Origin of the sequence: Micromonospora sp. NPDC005172 (genome assembly GCF_040608555.1) — a bacterium.
Classification (GTDB): domain Bacteria; phylum Actinomycetota; class Actinomycetes; order Mycobacteriales; family Micromonosporaceae; genus Micromonospora.
Genome location: NZ_JBEXIL010000017.1, coordinates 68,301 through 89,812 on the forward strand (window position 1 = coordinate 68,301; position 21,512 = coordinate 89,812).

Consider the following 21,512-nt stretch of genomic DNA (forward strand, 5'->3'; position numbering starts at 1 on the left):
GGTGAGCCTCCCCCAGGCACGGCGACGGTCACCACTGTGGACCACCGCGCGGTGGTGACACGCTAGCCGCTCCCCGGGCCAACCACATCCCCAGAACCGCCAAAACCCACCCAACTCCCAAACCCACCCACCCCGCATTGCGGTGCGAGAGGCCCGGTCAGGGGGTCAGGCGTTCCTGTAGGGCTTTGGCGGCCGGTCGTTCGCTGCGCTGTTCGGTGGCGTACGCCAGGCGGACCGCCTCGTCGGCGCAGGAACGGGCCTCGGCCGGGTAGCCGCAGGCCGCCAACGCCTCGGCGAGCACGCTCGCCGCGATCACCTGACTGCGTACGTCCTCCGCAGGTGCGGCGACCGCCCGTCGGGCCCAATCCAGCGCCTGCTCCCGCTGACCGTGGGCGAGCAGCGCCGACGCGTACCGGGCCATGGTCTGGCGGCGGGACAGGAGCAGGGAGGGCGCGTTGGCGGCGGCCGTCGCCACGGGCGCGAGCAGTCCGACCGCGGTCGCCGGGTCACCGGCCGCCAGTCGGGCGGTGGCCAGCAGCACCCGGGGCGCGACCTGCGCCGGCGCCTGCGGGTTGTGCGGTTCGACGGCCGTCAGCACCGCCCGGGCGGCCTGCTCGGCGGTCTCGTGGTCGCCCATGTCCAGCGCCACCGAGCCGCGCAGCGTGCCGGCCATTCCGGTGAGCAGCGGGTGTGAGGTCTGATCGGCGTACGCCAGGGCGTCGGTGAGCAGGTCGGCGGCGTGCTCCGGCTCGCCCAGCCCACGCGCCACGACGGCACGGACCACCAGCGCGAACCCGCGCCCCCAGTCGTCGGAGGCGACGGCGAACTCGCGGTACGCGCGGCGGGCTTCCCGGTCCGCCTCGGCCAGCTCGCCCAGCTCGGCGGTGGCGAATGCCGCGACCGCGCGCAGCGTGCCCACCGCCCACGCCTCGCCGACGCGCTCGCCGAAGGGCAGGAAGACCTGGGCCAGGCGGCACGCCTCCTGCAGCCGGCCGGCGAGCAGCCGCGCGAAAGCGGTGGTGCCGCGCAGCCACGCCCGACCGTACGGGTCCTTCAGTTCGGCGAAGAGCCGGGCGGCCCGGCCGAGCACCGCGTCGGTGCCGGCGAAGTCACCCCGGGTGGTGGTCACCCACGCCAGGTTCTGCAGCGACCAGGCCTGCCCACGCCGATCCTGCGCGCCGAGGCTGACCTGGTACGCGGCGGCCAACCTGCTGCTCGCCTGGCTCAGTCGACCGGCCACGAAGTCGCCCATGCCGAGCCGGCGCATGGCGGACGCGCGCAGCGTGGGCAGCCCTCCGGCGGTCGCCACCTGCAACGCCTCCTGCCAGGCGGCCTCCGCCCGGCCCTGGTCACCGAGGGTCTGCTGGGCCTGCCCGGCGAGCAGCAGCGCGCTGGCCCGGGTGGCGTCGTCCCCCGCGTTCGCGGCGATCTTCTCGGCGAAGGCGAGCGCGTCGACGACCCGACCGATCTGTAGCAGCGCGCGAGCGTGCACCACCCGGTCGATCGCCGGCACCCCGTCGCGGGACAGCTCGCTGGCGCGTTCTGCGTACTCGACGGCGAGTGCGGGCTCCCCGGCGGACAGCGACCGGCGGGCGGCCCGGCCGAGCGCGGCAAGACCGAGCGGGACCACCGCACGGGCCGGCGCGTCCGGTCGCAGCTTCACCGCGTCGGCGAGCGCGGCGGCCCGCTGGACGTGGGCGGCGACGAAGTCGTCGCGGGCCTCCTCGGTGAAACCACCCACCGCGCTCGTCGCGGTCCCCTCCACCGGCGCGGCCCAGCGGGCCAGCACGGCGTGCCGCTCGGCCAGTTCGGCCTTGCTCACCCCGGCGTACGCGGCCTCGCGCATGAGCGGGGTGGCGAACGCGTATCCGGCGCGGGTGCGGTGCAGCATGCGGCGTTGCAGCAGCTCCTCGACGGCGCGGTCGAACTCCACGGCGACCACCGCCGACGGTCTGCCGTCCCGGCCGGCCCGCTGCTCACGAAGCGCTTCGAGCGAGCCGGTCGGCACGGTGTCGCCGACGACGGCGGCGTCGCGCAGCACGGAGCGGGCGTCCGGTGGCAGCGCGTCGATCCGGGCGGCGAGGACGGCCGCGAGGTCCCGGGAGAGCAGCCGGCTGCCCAGCGAGCCGGGTACCAGCCGCCAGCCGGACGAGTCCTGGCCCCGCGTGCCGGCGGCGGTGGTCAACGCGCCGCGCTCGATCAACAGGGTGACCAGCTCGGCCAGGTAGAACGGGTTGCCCTGGGCGGTGGCGAGCAGCCGGTCCGCGTCGGCCGGCGGCAACTTCCCGCCGCCGAGGTAGCTGGTGAGCAGGCGGGCGGCGTCGGCACCCCGCAGCGGCGGCAGGGAGTGCACCTCGGCGTCCGCGACGCGGGTCAACGCACCGGCGGTACGGACCAGTTCGGGGCGCCCGAGCAGCAGGACGAGCACCGGACCGGTCAGTCGGGACAGGGTCAGCCCGAGGGCGCTGATGGTCTCGGCGGTCGCGTCGTGCAGGTCGTCCACCACGATCACCAGCGGCGCTTCCGCGGCGAGCCCGCTGAGCAGGTCGGCCACCGCGTTCGGCACCGCCTCGGCGTCGGCGGCGGGCGCGCCCCACTCGCCGTTGTCGGTGGCGCCGTGCGCGGGCAGTTCGGCGTAGCCGAGCAGGGCGAGCAGTTGGTCGTTGGCGATCGGTGCCGTCTCGCCGGTGCGGGCGAGCCGCTGACCGAGTCGTCGCAGCCGCTCCTCCACGGCCGGCCGGGTCAGCGCGGTGGCCGCGTCGCTGGGCAGACCGACCGCGGCGCGGACCAGGTCGGCCAACGGTGCGAGCCGACGCCGCTCACCGAAGGCGGCGCAGCGCACCGACAGCACCCGGGCGCCGGTGTGCGCCGCGTACCGGCCGGCGCCCACGTCGTACCCGGCCGCGAGGCGCTCGACCTCGGCGGCGAACCGGGACTTGCCGATGCCCGCCTCGGCGGTCATCAGCAGCACACGGGGATCACCCTGGTCGATAACCTCGGCGAGCCGGCCGGCGACCCGCCCGATCTCGGTCTCCCGACCCACGTAGGGCGCCTCGTCGCCGAGACCCGAGCGGGTGCCCGGCGCGTCCAGCAGGCCCAGCAGCTCGTACGCCTCGACCGGCTCGCGCTTCCCCTTGAGCCGCAGCGGGCGCAGCGCCCGCCACGAGGCGACGTGTCGGGTGGTGGCGGCGGTGCGTCCACCGGCGTAGACCGCGCCCACGGCGGCGGCGTCGGCCAGCCGGGCGGCGGTGTTCACCGTGTCGCCGATGACCGTGTACTCGATGGCGGCCTGGATGCCCGCGATGACGTCGCCGGTGTTCAGGCCGACCCGCAGGCCGAGCGGCGCGCCGCCACCGCGCTCGTCGTCGAGCACCCGGCGCACGGCCCGCTGCATCGACAGGGCGGCCCGCACGGCCCGTTCGGCATCGTCCTCGTGCGCCACCGGGGCGCCGAAGACAGCCATGATCCCGTCGCCGGTCAACTTGTCGACGTGCCCGCCGAAGGTCTTCACCGCGCCGGCCAGGGCCGCGAGCACGCGGTCGGTGACCGCGCCGACGCGTTCCGGGTCGAGGTCCTCCGACCAGGAGGTGAACTCGGAGAGGTCACCGAAGAGAACGGTGACGACCCGACGCTCGGCCGCCGGCAACGTGGCGGCAGCCGGCAGCGCGGCACCGCAGTTGTGGCAGAACCGTGCGCCGGGGACAGCGACTGTTCCGCACACCGGGCAGGTCACATGTGCTCCAACCCACTGACCCCCGGCGCAGATTCCCCGGTGTCGACACCCAGATACTCCAACTGGGCACGTACCGACCATTCCGCCGCCCACCAGAGTGAGCGGTCGACGTCCGCGTAGACGGCCGCGACCACGTCGGTGGGCGTCCGCGCGCCGGCGGCGACCGCCGCGCGGACCTGGTCGAGCCGGGCCCGGCGGTGGGCGAGGTAGAACGACGCGGCGGCGGCGCAGTCGGCCAGCGCCGGGCCGTGTCCGGGCAGCGCGGGAATTCCGGAGTACGCGGACAGCAACTCCAGGCTGCGGAGGTAGTCGCCGAGGTGCCCGTCGGGGTGGGCCACCACGGTGGTGCCCCGACCGAGGATGGTGTCACCGGTGAGCACCACCTGCTCGTCGTCGTGCTCGACCAGGAGGCAGACCGAGTCGGCGGTGTGCCCGGGGGTGGGCAGCAGCCGGATGCCGAGGCTCTCGTCGAGCACGGTGTCGGCGCTCAACGGCGTCCCGCCGGTGGTGTGCGCCGGGTCGGCGGCGAGCACGGGTATGCCGCCGAGCATTGCGCCGAGCCTCGGGGCGCCCTCGGTGTGGTCCGCGTGGCCGTGGGTGATCAGGATCAGCCCGATCGGGCCGTGCTCCGCGATCCGCTTGAGGTGCCCCTCGTCGGCCGGCCCCGGGTCGACCACCACGGCGTACTCGGCCCGTGGTGCGCGCAGGACCCACGTGTTGGTGCCGTCGAGGGTCATCGGCCCCGGGTTGGGCGCGCGCAGCAGCGAAACCCAGGTCGGCAGCTCCTCGGCCAACGCCGCTGCCGCCCCCGTCGAGTGCCCGCTCATGGCAGCGATCGTACGACGCCGCCCCCCACTCCCCGCGATCTTGCACTTCCTGCTGTTCCTTCGTACCTTTTCACGGCATTCGTCGGGACAGAAAGTGCAAGATCGCGGGCGGGGTCAGGCGACTTCGACGATCAGTTCGATCTCCACCGGGGCGTCCAGGGGGAGTTCGGCCACGCCTACCGCGCTCCTCGCGTGACGGCCGGCCTCACCGAAGACGGTCCCGAAGAGATCGGAGGCACCGTTGATAACCGCGGGCTGGCCGACGAACCCGGGGGCCGAGGCCACGAACCCGGTCAGCTTGACCACCTTGACCACGTTCTCCAGGCCGACCAGCGAGTCGACCGCCGCCAACGCGTTGAGCGCGCACCGCTGGGCGAGATCCTTCGCCTGCTCGGCGGAGATCCCGGCACCGACCTTGCCGGTCGCCAGGAGCTTGCCCTCGGCGATGGGCAACTGGCCGGAGACGTACACGTGCTGCCCGGACTGCACCGCCGGCACGTAGCTGGCCACCGGAGGAACCACGTCGGGCAGCTCGATGCCCAGCTCGGCGAGCTTGGCGTGGGGACCGTTGCTCATCGCGTCACCTCTTCGTTCGCGATCGCGGAACGTCGCAGCGAGGGACTTCCCGCGCTCACGCCTTGGGCCGCTTCAGGTACGCCACCAGCTGATCCGGATTCGGGCCGGGGACCACGGCGACGAGTTCCCACCCGTCCTCACCCCAGTTGTCGAGGATCTGCTTGGTCGCGTGGACCAGCAGAGGGACCGTGGAGTATTCCCACTTCTGCATCGCTGGAGGGCTCCCTCATGGTGCGGACTTCGTCGAGGCACAGCCTACGGTCCGCTGGCCGGGCGAGGCGCGGGACGCTGCTCCGGCGTGGCCGGCAGCTCTCCACAGGGCCCGTCGTGCCCGTACCCCTGGGGACAGCGCGAACGGTCGGGCAGCAACAGGTCGCAGAAGACCCGGTGCCTGTTGTTCTGGTCGTCCGCGTTGGACACGGTCGTCTCACCGGCGTCCAGCTCCGGCAGGAAGCCCAGCGACACGGCGACCCGGTTGGCCAGCACGGTCGCCGCCGCCAGGTCGGGCACCCGGATCGGCAGGTGGATGACGAAGCCAGGCTCGTCGTCGTCCCGCATTCGGTTCGACGCCCGGGCCATGTCCGGCGGTTCCGGAACCCGACGGTACGACCGCTCGTTGATGGGCAGGTTGCCGAGGTGCCCACCGGTGAACTCACCCGCGGACCCGAGCCGCCGCTGCCGGTCGTTCGTCGGAAACTGGGTGCGAGGGATGTTGTCCGCGTCGCGCATGAACTGCCTCCGGTCGTACCTCTCGGATCACGCTTCCGGTCGGGATCAACCAACCGTTCCGGTCCCCCGCACCGGGACGAAGGTAGGTCCGCGGGTGCGGTTAAGCCAACAGGGCGCGCACGATCAGTCACCCAGAGTCACATATTTGACAGACTGTGGGCAGGAATCCCGACTGCGGTGATGTCACTGGTCGCTTCTCCGGGTCGATTGATGACGTACGGCGCGGTAGGGGCGACACCGAACCCACGGCTGGCCGCTACCCTTCCGGTCGGACGGTCGCGCAGCGCCCGGCCGCCCGCTCGATCTCGCTCGGCGCCAGGGGTGGCGGCCGGGCGCCGCACCCCCGGGGGAACGAGATGACCCAACCGCCCAGCGGCGACCAGGCCGGCCCGCGCGCTCTTCCGCCGGCACACCCCGACGCCGTCGGCCAGCCCGAGGCGCAGGCCATCGAAGGGCAGTCCGACCCGACGGCCTCCACCGAGGAATCCGGCGCGCCGACCGGCCAGGAGCGATCCTCCGCGCCGAGCGCCCCAGGTCAGCCGGCCCTTCCCGCCCAGCCCGGCCCGCCCACCCAGCTCGGTCAGCCCGTCGGGTCCGGCCAGCCGGCTCTCCCCAGTCAGCCGGCCCTCCCCAGCCGGCCCGCCGAGTCCGGCCCGCCGACCCCCGCTGGGCAGCCCGCCTTCCAGGGCCAGCCGGCCTTCCCCGGGCAGCTCGCCGGGTCCGGTCAGCCCACCCCTCCCGGTCAGCCCGGGGCGGGGGCGCTTCCCGCGCAGCCCGGAATTCCGGCCCAGCCCGCCCCGCCCGGCGGTGCCCCGCAGACCGAGGACCCGGCCGGTACGTCTGCGGCCCCCGTCTCCCCGGGCGCGATCCCGCCGCCACCGCCCGGCTACCCGCCGTACGCGGGCACCGCCGAGCCGAAGAAGAAGCGCGGCCTGCTGATCGCGCTCATCGCGCTGGCCGTGATCATGGTGCTCTGCGTGGGCGGTGGGGTGGTGGCGTTCCTGACCCTGCGCAACGCCGAGTCCGGCAAGGGTGCGAAGGAGCCGGCGGTCGCCGTGGACGAGTTCCTCACGGCCGTCTACAAGGACCGGGACGCTACCAAGGCCGCCGAGCACGTCTGCGCCGCCTCGCGCGACGACAAGAAGATCGCCGCCAAGGTGGCCGAGGTGCAGAAATACGCCTCCGCGTACCAGAACCCCCGGTTCAAGTGGACCACCCCGAAGGTCGACAACCAGACCGGCGACCGGGCCACCGTCTCCACGCGGATCACCATGACCACGGCCGACGAGAAGGTGGCCGACCAGGACCTGCGCTTCACTGTGGTGCAGAAGACGGGTTGGTGGGTCTGCGAGGTCGCCTGACCCGTCGCCCTGGATAGGCTCGACGGGTGCGTGCACCTGAGCGGCCGTCCGACCCGGCCGGTACCGGATGGTCGGCCCGCCTCCACGTCGTGACCGGCAAGGGCGGCACCGGCAAGACCAGCGTGGCGGCGGCCCTGGCCCTGGCGCTGGCCGCCGGTGGCCGGCGCACCCTGCTGGTGGAGGTCGAGGGCCGGCAGGGCATCGCCCAGCTCTTCGGTCTCGACCCGCTGCCGTACGAGGAGCGGCACCTCGCCGACGCGCCGGGCGGCGGTGAGGTGCGCGCGCTCGCGGTGGATGCCGAGGAGGCCCTGCTCGAGTACCTGGACATGTTCTACAAGCTCGGGGCGGCGGGGCGGGCGCTGCGCAAGCTCGGTGCCATCGACTTCGCCACCACCATCGCTCCCGGGCTGCGGGACGTGCTGCTCACCGGCAAGGTGAAGGAGGCCACCACCCGCACCTCGGGGCAGCGGCGCGCGTACGACGCCGTGGTGCTGGACGCGCCGCCGACCGGTCGGATCGGCCGTTTCCTCAACGTCACGGCCGAGACGGCCCGGCTCGCCAAGGTCGGCCCGATCAAGACCCAGAGCGAGGGGGTCTCCGCGCTGCTGCGCTCCCCCATGACCGCCGTCCACGTGGTCACGCTGCTGGAGGAGATGCCGGTGCAGGAGACGGTGGACGCCATCGCCGACCTGACCTCCCTCGGCTTCGGCATCGGGAAGGTGATCGTCAACGGCGCCCGGCCCCCGCTGTCGGCGGGCCCGGCGGTCACCGCCGCGGAGCTGCGGCGCGGCCTGGTCGCCGCCGGACTGCCGGCGGATCAGGACATCGTGGCCGGGTTGCACGACGAGGCACGGGACCAGCTCATCCGGCGCGAACTGGAAGATTCGCTCCGCGCCGACCTGGTGGAGCTGGGGCTGCCGATGGTCGAGCTGCCGTTGCTACCCGACGGGGTGGATCGGGCGGGTCTCGCGGCCCTGGCCCAGGCCCTCGTCAGCGCCGATTGACTCACACCTGAGCTCAGCACGGGCGCGTGGACCGACGCGGCCCGATACGCTCGAATGGTGCCTTCCGAAGACGCGGCGCCGCAGCTGGACGTCGACCAGATCCTCGCCGACCCGGGCGTGCGGATCGTCGTGTGCTGCGGTGCCGGCGGAGTGGGAAAGACGACCACCGCCGCGGCGCTGGCGCTGCGGGCCGCCGAACAGCACGGACGCCGCACGGTGGTGCTCACCATCGACCCGGCCCGCCGGCTCGCCCAGTCGCTGGGCCTGACCGAGCTGGACAACACGCCCCGGCAGGTCAAGGGCATCGACGTCGAGGCCAGCGGCGGAGAGCTGCACGCCATGATGCTGGACATGAAGCGCACCTTCGACGACGTGGTGCTCCAGCACACCGACCCGACAAAGGCCGCGGAGATCTTCGCGAACCCGTTCTACCAGGCCATGAGCTCGACGTTCGCCGGCACGCAGGAATACATGGCGATGGAGAAGCTGGGCCAGTTGCACGCGCGCGGCGAGTGGGACCTGATCGTGGTGGATACTCCGCCGTCCCGCTCGGCGCTGGACTTCCTGGACGCGCCGGCCCGGCTCTCCCGCTTCCTCGACGGTCGGATGCTGCGCCTGCTGCTGGCACCGGCACGCAGTGGCGGGCGGAGCATGTTCAGCCTGGTGACCGCGTCGTTCGGGATGTTCTCGAAGGTGGTGCAGAAGGTGCTCGGCGCGCAGCTGCTCACCGACCTGTCCGGCTTCGTGGCCGCGCTGGATTCGATGTTCGGGGGCTTCCGGCAGCGGGCCGAGCAGACGTACCGCATCCTGCAGGCGCGGGAGACGGCCTTCGTGCTGGTCGCGACGCCGGAGCCGGACGCGGTCCGGGAGGCCGCCTACTTCGCGGGCCGGCTGCGCGAGGAGAAGATGCCGCTGGCCGGCCTGGTGCTCAACCGCGTGCACCGACCGGTGGTTCCGCAGCTCGACGCCGAGCGGAGTCGGGTCGCCGCGGAGCGGCTGGCCGAGCTGGGTGGGCACGAGGCCACCGCCGACGTGCTGCGGGCGCACGCCGCGCTGGCTCGTCAGGCGGTACGCGAGCAGCAGGTCGCCGCGCGCTTCACCGAGGCGTTCCCGGCGGTGCCGGCGGTGTCGGTGACGGCGCAGCCCGCCGACGTGCACGACGTCGACGGGCTACGGACGATCGGCGCGGCGATCAGCCGGTCGTGATCGGCATCAGGTTGCCGAGGTGACCAGGATCTTGTCCTTGCCCGCCTTGTCCTTGCTGTTCTTCTTCATCGCCGCCTCGAACATCTTGCGCCAGCTCGTCACCTGGGGGTGACGACGCAGCAACGCCCGGCGTTCGCGTTCGGTCATACCGCCCCACACACCGAACTCGATCCGGTTGTCCAGCGCGTCGGCCAGGCACTCGTACCGAACTGGGCAGCTCCGGCAGATCCGCTTGGCCACGTTCTGTTCGGCGCCCTGTACGAACAACGCGTCCGGGTCCCCGTTCTGACATGCCGCCAGCGACGGCCAGTCAGTGATCATGCCCATGTGTACTCGTCCCCCCTTGCAGTACCTACCGACCTCGTTGCACGGCAGCCGGCAATTCCCCCCGATCGCCCGGCCCGCCTTCCCCAAGGCGGCGCGGACGACATGTGGCGCTGTCGCCGCCATCATCATGCTCTGTAGTCGACCGATTACGCAACGTTGTCGGCGAAATCCATCATTCCGGACACTCCCGGCTTCCCGGGCTCTCGACCGCCGGTTACCCCGCCGAGGTCGGCGAAAACGCTGCGAGGTCTCCGCCGAACGGAGGAGACTCACGCCAGTCACACGCAACCTCGTACCGGGGGTCATGCGTTTAGCACAACGAGGGCAGCGCGCGCAGGAAATGGGGAAAGACGCCCAGGCGCCCCTCGTTCCCTACTCGCGTACCATGCCGAGGTGACCTGGATGCGGAAACGTGACCACAATGTGCTGACCAACGCCGCATCGCTGCTCATATGTGGCCTACTGGCCGGCGTGGTGGTCGCTGCGGCGGCCTTCCCCGCGGTGGCGATGTCCGGACTGGCCGCGAAGGCCGGTGCCGAGACATTCGGCAACCTGCCCACCGAGCTGACGGTGGCCCGCGCGCCACAGATCAGCTATCTGCTGGCTTCGGACGGCAAGACACCGCTGGCGACGATGTACGACGAGAACCGCCGCGACGTGAAACTCGCCGACATCTCGCCGTACATGATCAAGGCCATCATCGCGGCCGAGGACCACGACTTCTACAAGCACAACGGCGTCGACATCAACGGCGTCGCCCGCGCGTTCGTCAACAACCAGAGCGAGGGCTCCGGTCGTCAGGGCGCCTCGACGCTGACGATGCAGTACGTCCGGCTGGCCATCGCCTACTCGGCCACCCACCCGGCCGACGTGGTCGCGGCGACCGAGGACACCAGCGCCCGCAAGCTCCGTGAGATGCGGCTGGCGTTGCAGGTCGACAAGGAGTTCTCCAAGGACGAGATCCTGACCCGCTACCTCAACCTCGCCTCGTTCGGCAACGGCGCGTACGGCATCTACGCCGCCAGCCAGGTCTACTTCGGCAAGGCGCCGAGCAAGCTCAAGGTCGAGGAAGCCGCGCTGCTGGCCGGCATGGTCAAGGCCCCGACGACGAACGACCCGACCACCAAGAGCGGTTACCCGTTGGCGTTGGACCGCCGTAACTACGTCATCCAGAACATGGTCGACACCAAGGCGATCACCCAGCAGGAGGCGGACGCCGCCAAGGCGGTCAAGCTGAAGGTGCAGGACAAGCGCACCCCCAACGGCTGCGTCGCGACCAACGTCAACAGCTGGGGCTTCTTCTGCGACTACTTCTACCGCTGGTGGATGCAGCAGGAGACGTTCGGCTCGACCTCGTACGACCGTGAGCGGCGACTCAAGAGCGGTGGCTACACCGTCATCACGTCGATCGACATCCAGGCACAGAAGGCCGCCGACAAGGCGGTCCGCAAGGCCAAGAGCGAGAACAGCAAGGAAGCCGCCATGGTCGCCGTGGTCGAGCCGGGCTCCGGCCGGGTACGGGCGCTCGCGGTGAACCGGCAGTTCAAGCTCGACGACCCGAAACATCCGAAGAACAAGATCTCCAGCGATCCGGCGAAGAGCAAGAGGGGCATCAAGGGCAACTACCCGGCGACGGTCAACCCCCTGCTCACCGGCGGCGACGGCATCGCCGGCTACCAGGCCGGCTCGACGTTCAAGATCTTCACGATCGTGGCCGCGCTGGAGAAGGGCATCCCGCTCAGCTACTCGATGAACGCGCCGCAGCAGTTCAAGTCGGAGTACATCATCGACAGCAGCAGCCCGGCGGCCTGCCCCGGCACCCACTTCTACTGCCCGACCAACTCCGGCAAGAAGGCCGGCGGCGTGCAGAACATGTGGACCGCGTTCGCCCAGTCGGTCAACACCTACTTCGTGCCGCTACAGCAGCAGGTCGGCGCGGAGAACGTGGTCGACGTCGCCAAGCGGGCCGGCATCCAGTTCCGGGCCAGCAACGACGCCAGCTTCGCCGCCACCAAGGACGCCGCCCACCAGTGGGGCGCCTTCACCCTCGGCGTCTCCGCCACCACGCCGCTGGACCTGGCCAACGCGTACGCGACTCTCGCGGCGGACGGCAAGTACTGCGAGCCGATCCCGGTGCAGGAGATCCGCGACCCCGAGGGCAAGAAGCTGGACATCGCCAACCCGCGCTGCGAGAAGCGGTTCAGCACCGACGTGGCCCGCGCCGCCGTCGACGCCGCCCGCTGCCCGGTCGGCGACAACTCCAAGACCAGCAAGTGCGGCAGCAGCCGTACCGCCTCCGCGGTGAAGGGCATCGTCGACGCGCCGGTGGCCGGCAAGACGGGCACCACCGACTCGGAGAAGACGGCCGCCATCGTCACGATGACCAAGCAGTACTCGGTGGCGGGCATCATGGCCGACCCGGACTGGCCGCAGACGAACGTCAAGATGAAGCACTCCGAGAAGGACGGCATCAACCCGCCGGTGTACGAGACGCTGCGGGACGCCATGAAGGGCAAGCCGCGCATCAACTTCGAACCCCCGGGCCAGAAGATCTCCGAGGGTGACCAGCGCAACATTCCCGACGTGAAGTGCCAACCGGTGGACACCGCGAAGTCCCGGATCAAGGGCGCTGGCTTCGAGCCGGTCGTCTCCGAGGCGAAGGTGGCGTCCAGCTGCCCGGCGGGCACCGCCGCCGGCACCAGCCCCGACGGACGCACCATCAAGGGCGGTGTGGTCACCATCCAGGTCAGCACCGGCGCCGGCGGCACCCCGCCGGGCAAAAAGCCGGGCCAGCCCGGCCTCCCGCCCGGCCAACCTGGCAACCGTCCGGGCGGCTGAGGCACCGACGGCACACGCGAACGGGCGGGCACCCTCTGTGGGGGTGCCCGCCCGTTTCGTCTGGTGGAACCCGAGCCGCGTGGCGGATCAGAGGCCGAGCTGTCGGCGTACCTCGGCGGCCACCCGACCACCCTCGGCCTGGCCGGCCACCGCGGCCTGGGCCGCCTTCATGGCCGGGCCCATCTGGGCCTTGCCGGTGAGGCCGCCCGCGGCGAGCGCCCCCGCGACCAGGTCGGTCAGCTCGGCGTCGGAGAGCTGCTTGGGCAGGTAGCGGTCCAGCACCTCGCCCTCGGCGGTCTCCTTGGCGGCCTGCTCGGTGCGGCCCGCGTCCGCGAAGGCGGTGGCCGCCTCCCGGCGCTTCTTGGCCTCCTTGGTCAACACCGCGAGCACCTCGTCGTCGGTGAGCTCGCGCTTGGCCTTGCCAGCCACCTCGGCGGTGCCGACGGCGGCCAGGGCCATCCGCAGCGTGGAGGTGGTCAGCTCGTCGCGCGCCTTGAGCGCGGAACGCATGTCGGCGGTGAGGCGGTCCTTCAGCGTGCTCATGGACGGTCAAACTACCCTGAACGTCATGCGAAAGCGCACACTATTCCGCCTCGCCGCCGGAACCGCAGCGGTCGGAGCGACCACCCTCGCGTACGCGTCGCTCGTCGAGCGCAACATGTTCACCCTGCGGCGGTACGACGTGCCGACGCTGCCGGCCGACGCGGAGCCGCTGCGCGTGCTGCACCTGTCGGACCTGCACATGATGCCCGACCAGGCCCGCAAGCAGCGTTGGGTGGCGTCGCTGGCCGCCCTGGACCCCGACCTGGTGGTGGTGACCGGCGACAACATGGCACACCCCGAGGCGGTGCCGGGGGTGCTGCGGGCGCTGCAACCGCTGCTGGACTATCCCGGCGCGTTCGTGTTCGGCTCCAACGACTACACCGGGCCGGTACTCAAGAACCCCTTCACCTACTTCCTGCCCGATCGGGAGTACGCCGAGGGCGTCGAGCTGCCCTACGAGGAACTGCGCCAGGTCTTCACCGGCGCCGGCTGGGCCGACCTGAACAACGCCCGCACGAGCCTCAAGGCCGGCGGCCGGGAGCTGGACCTCGTCGGCGTCGACGACCCCCACATCGACCGCGACGACTACCCGGCCGTGTCGGGCCGGGTGGCGTCCTCCGCCGACCTGTCCATCGCCGTGACGCACTCCCCCGAGCCGCGGGTGCTCGACCAGATGGCGGCCGACGGCTTCGGCCTCCTGCTGGCCGGACACACCCACGGCGGGCAGGTCTGCGTCCCGGGGTACGGAGCGCTGGTCACCAACTGCGGTCTGCCGCGTTCGATGGCGCGCGGACTGCACCGGTGGCCGGGCTCGGACTCGTGGCTGCACGTCTCCGCCGGCCTCGGCACCCACCCGACCGCCCCGATCCGCTTCGCCTGCCCGCCGGAGGCGAGCATCCTGACCCTGATCCCCCGCTAGGCCGGGGCGGGCGCGCTCGTGCGGCGCGCTCCCGGCGCGCTCGGGCCGCGCTCCCGGCGCGCTCCCGGCGACCAAGATCCGCGCAACTTCAGGGATGTTGCTGTTTTACGGCGCCGGGAAGCAGCAACAACCTCGAAGTTGCGCGGATCTTGGCACCGGGAAGCGCGGTTCGGGCGGCGGGGGTACCGAGTTTGACCATCGGAGCGGGTGGGCTACTATTTGTCGGCACGCCTCGGGGTGTGGCGCAGCTTGGTAGCGCGCTTCGTTCGGGACGAAGAGGTCGTCGGTTCGAATCCGGCCACCCCGACCAGAGGTAAGAGGGCACATCCACTCGGTGGGTGTGCCCTCTTGGTATTTGCCGAGGTTTTCTCGGCCTAGCGGGCCAGGGCGACGGACCGCCGCCGGGCGCCCCATCAGAAGACCATCGATCCGTTTGGACGGCTTCCTGCCTGCCCGAACGGAGGTTGCCGCCCCTCGACCTCCCAAGGTTTGATGCGCATGATCATCGGCTCAGCGGAGCGGATGGCGCACGGGGAGGAACATCCACTGTGATCAGATCAAGGCCACGCCGCGCCCTGGTCGGGGCGCTCGCGCTGACGATGAGCCTCAGCGGGCTCGGTCTCATCGCCACCGCGAGCGCCGCCGTCGCGGCACCGCACTACGACGATCCGCCGTCGGTGCAGGTCGGTTGGACCGACTCAGCGACGCCGAAGAAGGCGTACCCGGCGGACGGCAACACGAATCTTCCGCTCGGCACCTGGCAGGATGCCGCGGGCAGGAGCCACACCTCACGGGTGTACGCCACCTTCGACCTCTCCGCCTACGAGGGCAAGAAGATCTACGGCGGCAAGGTGTTCGTCGAGGAGCGCACCGTCGCCGACTGCAGCAAGCGCGCCGTGGAGATCTGGCGTACGAAGCCGGTCACCGCGACGCCCACCTGGAACCGGGCGCCCGAACCACTCGCCAAGCTCGGCGAGGTCCTCACTCCGGTGCAGTTCTGCCCGGGAGCGAGCATCACGTTCGACGTGGGCGCGGCCGTGCAGGACGCGGTCGCGCACCGGCAGCGTCACATCACGTTCGAGGTCCGGGTGCCGGAGCAGTACGAGAGCGACGCGTCCTACGGTCGGGGGCTGCACCCGTACCGCAGTGTCGATCTGAGCGTCCAGTTCAACTCGGTCCCGCAGATCGACAAAGCCCACCTGTACAACGGTGGTCTCCCCTGCACCCAACTCGCGCCCTACCCGCGCATCGGCGGCTTCGCCAAGATCCTGGAGGCGGTCGGCACCGACGCCGACGAGGACGACGAACGCGCGGTGAAGACCGAGGTCGCCATCTGGCCGAAGGCCGACTCGGACGCTCGTCAGGTGTTCACCGGTGAGCATGGCCTCACCGGTCGGGCCAACAAGGTGACCCTGCCCGACGACTTCCTCATGGACGGCAAGACGTACGTCTGGCAGGCCCGGGTCACCGACGGCGCCGACTACTCGCCCTGGTCGCAGAAGTGCTTCTTCACCTACGACCGCACCAGCCCCGACGAGCCCACCGTCACCTCGGCCAACTATCCGTCCGACACCACCGGCGAGTGGGGGCCTCCGGGCGTGTCGGGGATCTTCACCTTCTCCGGCAACGGCAACAAGGACATCGCGGGTTTCGAATACTCCTGGAACGGTCTCGGCGTCCACGGCTGCTCGGCAAGCGGTGACTACGGCCAGTGGGAGTGCCACCACCCTCTCGACTTGCCCGGATCGGTGCGGGCGAACACCCCGGGCGGCTCGGCGACCGTGACGCTCAACCCGCCTCGTTCTGGGCCGCAGCGCCTGAGCGTCCGCTCGGTCGACCTCGCGGGCAACGTCTCCGACACCGTGACGTACAGCACCTTGGTAGCGCCGAGTGAGCCAACGGTGCGGGTGGAGAGCGGTGTTCCCGAGTGGGGCCAGGAGGTGGTGCTGAAGTTCGTGCCGGCGGCCGGGGTCACCGGCGTCCGCGAGTACGAGATCACCCTGGACGGAGGGGAACCGCAGATGCGGGCCGCCCAGGAGGACGGAACCGGCTACTTCAGCTTCATCGCCACCAGCACGGACGGACCCAACGTCACGGTCCGCAGCCACAGCGACAACGGGTTCGTTTCGGCGGCGGGGCAGTGGTCGGCGTACTTCGATCCCGGCCCCGGGGTGAAGTCCGACGTCTACTACTCCCCGGACGGTTCGGCCGTCGGCGGCGTGGGGGTCGAGGGCTCCTTCACCTTCTCCCCGCCGCCGGGCTGGACGGACACCAGGGCGTACCAGTACAGCTTCAACGGCGCCGAGCCGACCGAGGTGGCGGCCGACGCGAACGGCCGGGCCACGATCACCTGGACGCCGACCGAGAGCGGGTACGTGGACCTGACCGTCTACGCCGTCCGTGTCGACGGCACGATCAGCGACTACCCCAACTGGTACTCGTTCGAGGTGGCGACTTCCGCCTCCTGACCTGCTGAAACCGGGGCGGCCACACAACGGTGTGGCCGCCCCCGTCAGTCGTGCCGCTCGGTCCGCTCGATCTCGGCGAACGCGGCGGCCAGGTAGTCGTCCAGCGGCGCGCCGGTCACCGCCAGCAGGTCGGCGACGAGCAGCGGGGCGTGCCGGGCCAGGGCGGACGCGTCCGGAGGTGCGTCGTCCGCCTCGGGGTCGTACACCCCCAGAGCGCCGGCCAACAGTACGAGCACCACGTGCGGATCGACATCACGACGCCAGCGCGTCGCGTCCTGCACGCAGCGTGCCAACACCTGGCGGATGTCGTCGCCGGCCAACCCGTCCGGGTGGCTCTCCTCCAGCAGGAGACGGACCACCGTCCCGAGCACCAGGCCGGACCGCTCGTCGACCGCCAGGTCGGCCACCGCCTCCTCGTACGCCTGACCGTCGCGGGCCTGGGCGGCGGCGACGGCTGCCGTGGCGGTCACCGCGATGGCGCGGGCGGAAGCGGGCAGGTGTCGCCAGGTGCCGGTCATCGGGCCAGCATCGCAGACCGGGCCGACACCGACGCTCGTCGTGGCGTTGGTCACCGGGCACCCGGGCTCTCTGCAAAACGGTTCGCGCGACGTCACACCCACCGCACAGAATGCCGGACATGCTGCGCCGCGCCCTACCTCGCCGTCCAGAAGCCCGCCGGATGCTCGCCGGCACCGTGCTGTCGGCGATCGGGCGAGGCCTGACCCTGCCGTTCCTGTTCATCTACCTGACCGACGTCCGGGGGCTCACCGACACCCGCGCCGGTCTGGTGATCGGCTGGTACGGCGTCGTGACCCTGGCGCTGTCGCCGCTGGGTGGGACGCTCATCGACCGGTTCGGCGCACGCTGGGTGGTGGTGCCGTGCCTGGTGATCGAGGCGATCGGGACGGGTTCGCTGGCGCTCGTCCACTCGACCGGTTCGGCCCTGCTCGTGATGACGGTGATCGCGGTCGGTAGTTCTGCCATCTGGTCCGGGCAGAACACGATCCTCGCGTCGCTCACTGACGACGACGAGCGGCAGAGGGTCTTCGGGCTGAACTTCGCGCTGCTCAACCTCGGTATCGGCATCGGCGGTATGACCTCCGGGGCGATCGTCGACACCACGCGACCCGCCAGCTTCCAGACGATCTACCTGCTGGACGCGGTCAGCTACCTGATGCCGGCCCTGATCCTGCTGACCCTGCCGGGGGTCGGTCACCGGCTCGGCCACCGCTCAGCCGATACCGACCGGTCGAGCGGCGGCTACCTGACCGTGCTGCGGGACCGGCCGTTCCGCCGGCTCGTGATCTTCGGCCTGGTTCTGACCACCTGCGGGTACGCCCAGGTCGAGGTCGGCTTCGCCGCGTACGCCGTCCGAGTCGCCGAGGTGAGTCCGCGGGTGGTCGCCTGGGCGCTCGCGGCCAACACGGTGATGATCGTGCTCGCCCAGTTGCTGGTCATCCGCCGGATCGAGGGGCGCAGCCGTACCGGCGCGCTCGCCGTGGTCGGGGCGGTGTTCGCCGCCGCCTGGCTGGTCCTCGGCGTCGCCGGTGTGGTCAGCACGGGCAGCGCCCTGGTGGCCGCCCTGTGCGTGGTGGCCTGCTCGGCGATCTTCGGTTTCGGCGAGACGCTGCTGTCGCCGGTGATGCCGGCGCTGACCAACGCTCTCGCCACCGACGAGCTGCGCGGCAGGTACAACGCCATGAGTTCGATGATCTTCGGCATCAGCGGTGTGATCGGCCCGGTGACCGCCGGCCCGCTGATCGGCACGGCGAACGGCATGGTCTGGGTGGCGGTGGTCGTCGGCGGCTGCCTGGCCGCCTCGCTCATCGCGCTCTCACTGCGCCGACTGCTCAGCGTCGACCAGGACGGCCGCGCGACGGTAGCCCCGCCGACACCGACGCCGGCACCCACCCCCGCCTGAGCCCCGCCCCGGCAAACCCGCCGACACCCTCGGCCGCCGGACCCCATACCCCGCCGAACCCACGTTCCGGCGCCCGCCCGCGGCTTCGCACGCCAACGCCGCGGAAAGCCACACTCCGCTGGGACCCCGGCCGTCGCGGGTGCTCGCGTCGCACCTCGCGCAACTTCCCCGATATTGCTGCCTCAGCAGCGCCGGAGACAGCAACATCCCTGATGTTGCCGGATCTTGCTCGTTGGTCGCCGATGGCGCCGCACCTCACTCGCCGCTTGATCGTGCTCGATCCCGGATGTAGTGGCAGCGCCAGGAGCCCGAGCAGCTGCGGGGACGGGTCGGGCCCCGGAGCGGGTGCTCCGGGGCCCGATCGTGGCGGGGTCGTCGTCCGTCAGGCGGCGGGGACCTCGGCGGTGGTGCGGATGCGGTCGAGCGTCGGGGCGGAGACCGGCGACTGCGCGGTCAGGTACGCCACGAACGCGTCCAGGTCGATCTGACCGGTGACCTGGTTGGTGCCGCCGGTGAGGGCGCTGAAGCCGTCGCCGCCCCCGGCGAGGAAGTTGTTCACCGTCACCCGGTAGGTGGCGGCGGTGTCGACGGTGGCACCGCCGATGGTGAGGCTGCCCCGGACCACCCGGGTGCCGGCGCACGGGTCCGCCGCAGGGGCGGTGGCACCGTTGAGGTCGACCACGTAGCCCACGGTCGACGACGGGTAGAGGACCCGACCGGTCACGAACTGCTGCTCCAGTACGCAGTAGAGCTGCGCGCCGGTCAGATCCAGCGTCACGAGGTTGTTGGCGAACGGCTGCACCGTGAACGCCTCCTCGTAGGTGACCGGGCCAGCGTCCAGGTTGGCGCGTACCCCGCCCGGGTTCATGAAGGCGGCGACCGCGTTCTGCTCGTCGTCGGTGGCGGCGAGCTGCGCGTCGGCAATCAGGTTGCCCAGCGGCGACTCGCCGCACGAGGCCGGCACCGCTGCGGAGCAGGTGTCGAGCAGGTTCTCCTGCGTCTTCGTGATCGCGGTGGTGGTCTCGCCGACCTGGCGGCCGGCGACCGGACCGAGCACCGTCTTGTACCTGTCGATCAGGGCGGTCTGCTTCGGGTCCTTGGCGACGTCGCGGGTGACCACGACGTTGTTCGCGGAGGCCGAGAGCACGTCCCCGGAGCGGCGGTCGATCTTCAGGTCGATGTCGGTGACCAGGCGACCGAACGAGCTGGCACTGGTGACCAGCTTGCCGTTGATGTTGCAGTTGTACGCCTGGTGGGTATGGCCGCTGACCACGACGTCGATCGACGGGTCCATCCGGTTGGCGATGTCCACGATCGGCCCGGTCATGCCGACGCAGTCGTTGATGCCGCCGGTCGCGGCCTGGGTGCCGCCCTCGTGCAGCAGCACGACGATCGTCTGCACGCCCTTGCGGCGCAGCTCACGGGCGTACCGGTTGGCGGTCTCCGCCTCGTCGGCGAAGGTGAGGCCGGCGACGCCCTGCTGGCTGACGATCTCCGGGGTGCCCTCCAGGGTCATCCCGATGAAGCCGACCTTGACGCCCTGCACCTTGTGGATGGCGTACGGCGCCATGAGCGGCTTGCCGGTGGCGGTCTTGAAGGCGTTCGCGGACAGGTACTGGAAGCCCGCGCCCCGGTACGGGGTGCCGTCGGCGCAGCCGTCCACCGGGTGGCAGCCGCCGTTCTGGATGCGCAGCAGCTCGGCGGCGCCCTCGTCGAACTCGTGGTTGCCGACGCTGGCGTAGTCGAGACCGGCCATGCTCAGCGCCTCGATGGTCGGCTCGTCGTGGAACGCCGCGGAGAGCAGCGGGGACGCCCCGATCAGGTCGCCGGCGGCGACGGTGATGGTGTTCTTCTTCTTGGCGGCGGCACGCATCTCGGCCAGGTGGGTCGCCAGGTATTCGACGCCGCCCGCGGTCTGCCCGGCGATGGTGCCATTGCTTCCGCTCGGCGGTTCGAGGTTGCCGTGGAAGTCGTTGAGAGCCAGCAGGGTGACGTCGACCGGCTTCGGTCGGGCGTCGGCCTGCTCGGGGGTGGTGGCGACCGCGCCGAGCGCTGCCACCGCGAGCGCGGTCAGGCCGACAGCGGCCCGACGCATCCCGGGTCTGGACATGGAACTCCTCGTGAGAATCGACGTTACGCCGCCCGGCCTGTGGGTCGACCGGGCCGTCGACCGACGCTGTCGAGAAGGGTCGGTCGCAGTTGGCGGGGGTTCGGGGTTGCCGCCCGCCTCGACAGCCTCTCATCCGGACGCCGGTCGGTCGAGTCGAGCAGCGGATCGGTGCCGACGCGTGGGGCAGCCCGTCGGAGCTGCGCAGATGCTCGCCCGTATAGCGAGTCGGCAGGACGAACAGTCGATGACCGGTGGCGGAACATCGCCCGGCCGCACGTCCGGAGAGGACGATGTCACCCGGGCCTCGTGAGCGCCTCGGCGACCAGGGCCGTGACGTCGTCAGGCTGCCAGCCGCCCGCGACCCCGGGACGCCGCGTCAGGTAGTCGACGATCCGCTCGACCGGCCAGCCGTGTGACTCGTGCAGCCCTCGAGCGATCATGCCCAGGTAGGCCGGTGCCGGTGGCCGGTGCGGCACGGCCGACGCCGGTTCGGGGGCGGTGCAGGTGAGCATCGGGATGCCGTCGCGCCGACCAGGGCAGACAAGGGTCTCGTAACGTCCCGGACCGAGGGTCGCCCGCCCGTTCGCGACGGCCGCGTCGACGGCCGCGCCGGTCGCCGGGAGCAGATCGGCGGTGTCGCCCGTCAGGCGGTACATCTCCTGGGCGGCGATGTCGGTGAACTGTTCGATGGTCACCAGGTAGGCCCTCGCGGCGGCCTCGCCGGGCAGCGCCGGGTCGTAGAACGCCATGCCGCCGGTCCACGCACCGGACTCGCCGGCGAAGTAGATCCCACCGGGCATCCACACCGGCGCCGACCGGCTGGGTGGGCGGGGGTCACGGCAGCCCGGGTACGTCCGCCGACCGCCCGGCGGACAGCCGCCGTTGAGGTACCAGGCCAGCCGGGCGGCGTGCATGTTCGAGCCGTACGCGACGTACCAGACGAGCACCGC

Annotated in this window: 17 protein-coding genes and 1 tRNA gene; 8 read left to right on the forward strand and 10 right to left on the reverse strand. The window is 71.5% G+C overall.

The window, feature by feature from the left end; translation table 11 throughout:
• Positions 1-157 precede the first annotated feature (157 nt).
• The 5 genes from ABZV06_RS14635 to ABZV06_RS14655 form a co-directional block, all read right to left on the reverse strand.
• A complete protein-coding gene (locus ABZV06_RS14635; RefSeq protein WP_355621588.1) occupies positions 158-3,733 on the reverse strand; it encodes an adenylate/guanylate cyclase domain-containing protein in 3,576 nt (1,191 codons plus the stop codon).
• Positions 3,730-4,560 (reverse strand): MBL fold metallo-hydrolase, encoded by an 831-nt coding sequence (locus ABZV06_RS14640; RefSeq protein ID WP_355238663.1) that lies wholly within the window; start codon positions 4,558-4,560, stop codon positions 3,730-3,732. The genes ABZV06_RS14635 and ABZV06_RS14640 overlap by 4 nt, the downstream gene beginning before the upstream one ends.
• A 114-nt stretch (positions 4,561-4,674) precedes the next feature.
• Complete coding sequence (locus ABZV06_RS14645; RefSeq protein ID WP_355621590.1) at positions 4,675-5,136, reverse strand: RidA family protein; 462 nt, start codon at positions 5,134-5,136, stop codon at positions 4,675-4,677.
• A gap of 55 nt (positions 5,137-5,191) precedes the next feature.
• Positions 5,192-5,347, reverse strand: coding sequence for a DUF4177 domain-containing protein (locus tag ABZV06_RS14650; protein ID WP_007466198.1), 156 nt, complete (start codon positions 5,345-5,347; stop codon positions 5,192-5,194).
• 44 nt (positions 5,348-5,391) lie between these two features.
• The gene (locus ABZV06_RS14655; RefSeq protein WP_355621593.1) at positions 5,392-5,865 is read right to left on the reverse strand and encodes a hypothetical protein; all 474 of its coding nucleotides are present in this window, start codon (positions 5,863-5,865) and stop codon (positions 5,392-5,394) included.
• A 779-nt stretch (positions 5,866-6,644) separates the two neighbouring features.
• Between ABZV06_RS14655 and ABZV06_RS14660 the strand changes: the two genes are divergently transcribed.
• From ABZV06_RS14660 to ABZV06_RS14670, 3 genes are read left to right on the forward strand one after another with little or no spacing between them, the layout of a single operon-like run.
• Positions 6,645-7,226 carry a hypothetical protein gene (locus tag ABZV06_RS14660; RefSeq protein WP_355621669.1) on the forward strand — a complete coding sequence of 194 codons (582 nt, stop codon included), beginning with the start codon at positions 6,645-6,647 and terminating at the stop codon, positions 7,224-7,226.
• A gap of 26 nt (positions 7,227-7,252) precedes the next feature.
• Entirely contained in the window at positions 7,253-8,230 is a 978-nt protein-coding gene (locus ABZV06_RS14665) for an ArsA-related P-loop ATPase (protein WP_355238670.1), read from the forward strand.
• 54 nt (positions 8,231-8,284) lie between these two features.
• The gene (locus ABZV06_RS14670) at positions 8,285-9,436 is read left to right on the forward strand and encodes an ArsA-related P-loop ATPase (RefSeq protein ID WP_355238673.1); all 1,152 of its coding nucleotides are present in this window, start codon (positions 8,285-8,287) and stop codon (positions 9,434-9,436) included.
• A gap of 6 nt (positions 9,437-9,442) precedes the next feature.
• On the opposite strand, the gene ABZV06_RS14675 is transcribed toward ABZV06_RS14670, so the two are convergent.
• Positions 9,443-9,763 (reverse strand): WhiB family transcriptional regulator, encoded by a 321-nt coding sequence (locus tag ABZV06_RS14675; protein ID WP_355238676.1) that lies wholly within the window; start codon positions 9,761-9,763, stop codon positions 9,443-9,445.
• Positions 9,764-10,165: 402 nt separating this feature from the next.
• Between ABZV06_RS14675 and ABZV06_RS14680 the strand changes: the two genes are divergently transcribed.
• Positions 10,166-12,601, forward strand: coding sequence for a transglycosylase domain-containing protein (locus tag ABZV06_RS14680; RefSeq protein WP_355621596.1), 2,436 nt, complete (start codon positions 10,166-10,168; stop codon positions 12,599-12,601).
• Positions 12,602-12,688: 87 nt separating this feature from the next.
• Here ABZV06_RS14680 and ABZV06_RS14685 read toward each other — a convergent pair whose 3' ends face one another.
• A complete protein-coding gene (locus ABZV06_RS14685; protein WP_355238682.1) occupies positions 12,689-13,144 on the reverse strand; it encodes a GatB/YqeY domain-containing protein in 456 nt (151 codons plus the stop codon).
• A 25-nt stretch (positions 13,145-13,169) separates the two neighbouring features.
• Between ABZV06_RS14685 and ABZV06_RS14690 the strand changes: the two genes are divergently transcribed.
• The 3 genes from ABZV06_RS14690 to ABZV06_RS14700 all read left to right on the forward strand — a co-directional run bounded on the left by ABZV06_RS14690 (position 13,170) and on the right by ABZV06_RS14700 (position 16,531).
• A complete protein-coding gene (locus tag ABZV06_RS14690; RefSeq protein ID WP_355238685.1) occupies positions 13,170-14,063 on the forward strand; it encodes a metallophosphoesterase in 894 nt (297 codons plus the stop codon).
• 233 nt (positions 14,064-14,296) lie between these two features.
• Positions 14,297-14,373, forward strand: a tRNA-Pro gene (locus tag ABZV06_RS14695).
• A 238-nt stretch (positions 14,374-14,611) separates the two neighbouring features.
• Positions 14,612-16,531 carry a hypothetical protein gene (locus ABZV06_RS14700; RefSeq protein WP_355621599.1) on the forward strand — a complete coding sequence of 640 codons (1,920 nt, stop codon included), beginning with the start codon at positions 14,612-14,614 and terminating at the stop codon, positions 16,529-16,531.
• Between the two features lie 44 nt (positions 16,532-16,575).
• Here the strand turns inward: ABZV06_RS14700 and ABZV06_RS14705 are convergent, their stop codons facing one another.
• Entirely contained in the window at positions 16,576-17,049 is a 474-nt protein-coding gene (locus ABZV06_RS14705) for a hypothetical protein (RefSeq protein ID WP_355238691.1), read from the reverse strand.
• Positions 17,050-17,168: 119 nt separating this feature from the next.
• Here ABZV06_RS14705 and ABZV06_RS14710 point away from each other — a divergent pair, with 119 nt between their 5' ends.
• On the forward strand, positions 17,169-18,452 hold the full coding sequence (locus ABZV06_RS14710; RefSeq protein ID WP_355621606.1) for an MFS transporter: 1,284 nt from the start codon (positions 17,169-17,171) through the stop codon (positions 18,450-18,452).
• Positions 18,453-18,834: 382 nt separating this feature from the next.
• On the opposite strand, the gene ABZV06_RS14715 is transcribed toward ABZV06_RS14710, so the two are convergent.
• Positions 18,835-20,562 carry a bifunctional metallophosphatase/5'-nucleotidase gene (locus ABZV06_RS14715; RefSeq protein ID WP_355621609.1) on the reverse strand — a complete coding sequence of 576 codons (1,728 nt, stop codon included), beginning with the start codon at positions 20,560-20,562 and terminating at the stop codon, positions 18,835-18,837.
• A 293-nt stretch (positions 20,563-20,855) separates the two neighbouring features.
• On the reverse strand, positions 20,856-21,509 hold the full coding sequence (locus ABZV06_RS14720; protein ID WP_355621612.1) for a histone deacetylase: 654 nt from the start codon (positions 21,507-21,509) through the stop codon (positions 20,856-20,858).
• Between the last annotated feature and the right edge of the window lie 3 nt (positions 21,510-21,512).

What these genes read in the sequence shown, in the direction of transcription:
- ABZV06_RS14640 (WP_355238663.1), bottom strand. Translation starts at nt 4,560, where the DNA reads ATGAGCGGGCACTCGACGGGGGCGGCAGCGGCGTTGGCCGAGGAGCTG.
- ABZV06_RS14645 (WP_355621590.1), bottom strand. Translation starts at nt 5,136, where the DNA reads ATGAGCAACGGTCCCCACGCCAAGCTCGCCGAGCTGGGCATCGAGCTG.
- ABZV06_RS14650 (WP_007466198.1), bottom strand. Translation starts at nt 5,347, where the DNA reads ATGCAGAAGTGGGAATACTCCACGGTCCCTCTGCTGGTCCACGCGACC.
- ABZV06_RS14655 (WP_355621593.1), bottom strand. Translation starts at nt 5,865, where the DNA reads ATGCGCGACGCGGACAACATCCCTCGCACCCAGTTTCCGACGAACGAC.
- ABZV06_RS14670 (WP_355238673.1), top strand. Translation starts at nt 8,285, where the DNA reads ATGGTGCCTTCCGAAGACGCGGCGCCGCAGCTGGACGTCGACCAGATC.
- ABZV06_RS14675 (WP_355238676.1), bottom strand. Translation starts at nt 9,763, where the DNA reads ATGGGCATGATCACTGACTGGCCGTCGCTGGCGGCATGTCAGAACGGG.
- ABZV06_RS14680 (WP_355621596.1), top strand. Translation starts at nt 10,166, where the DNA reads ATGCGGAAACGTGACCACAATGTGCTGACCAACGCCGCATCGCTGCTC.
- ABZV06_RS14685 (WP_355238682.1), bottom strand. Translation starts at nt 13,144, where the DNA reads ATGAGCACGCTGAAGGACCGCCTCACCGCCGACATGCGTTCCGCGCTC.
- ABZV06_RS14690 (WP_355238685.1), top strand. Translation starts at nt 13,170, where the DNA reads ATGCGAAAGCGCACACTATTCCGCCTCGCCGCCGGAACCGCAGCGGTC.
- ABZV06_RS14705 (WP_355238691.1), bottom strand. Translation starts at nt 17,049, where the DNA reads ATGACCGGCACCTGGCGACACCTGCCCGCTTCCGCCCGCGCCATCGCG.
- ABZV06_RS14710 (WP_355621606.1), top strand. Translation starts at nt 17,169, where the DNA reads ATGCTGCGCCGCGCCCTACCTCGCCGTCCAGAAGCCCGCCGGATGCTC.
- ABZV06_RS14715 (WP_355621609.1), bottom strand. Translation starts at nt 20,562, where the DNA reads ATGTCCAGACCCGGGATGCGTCGGGCCGCTGTCGGCCTGACCGCGCTC.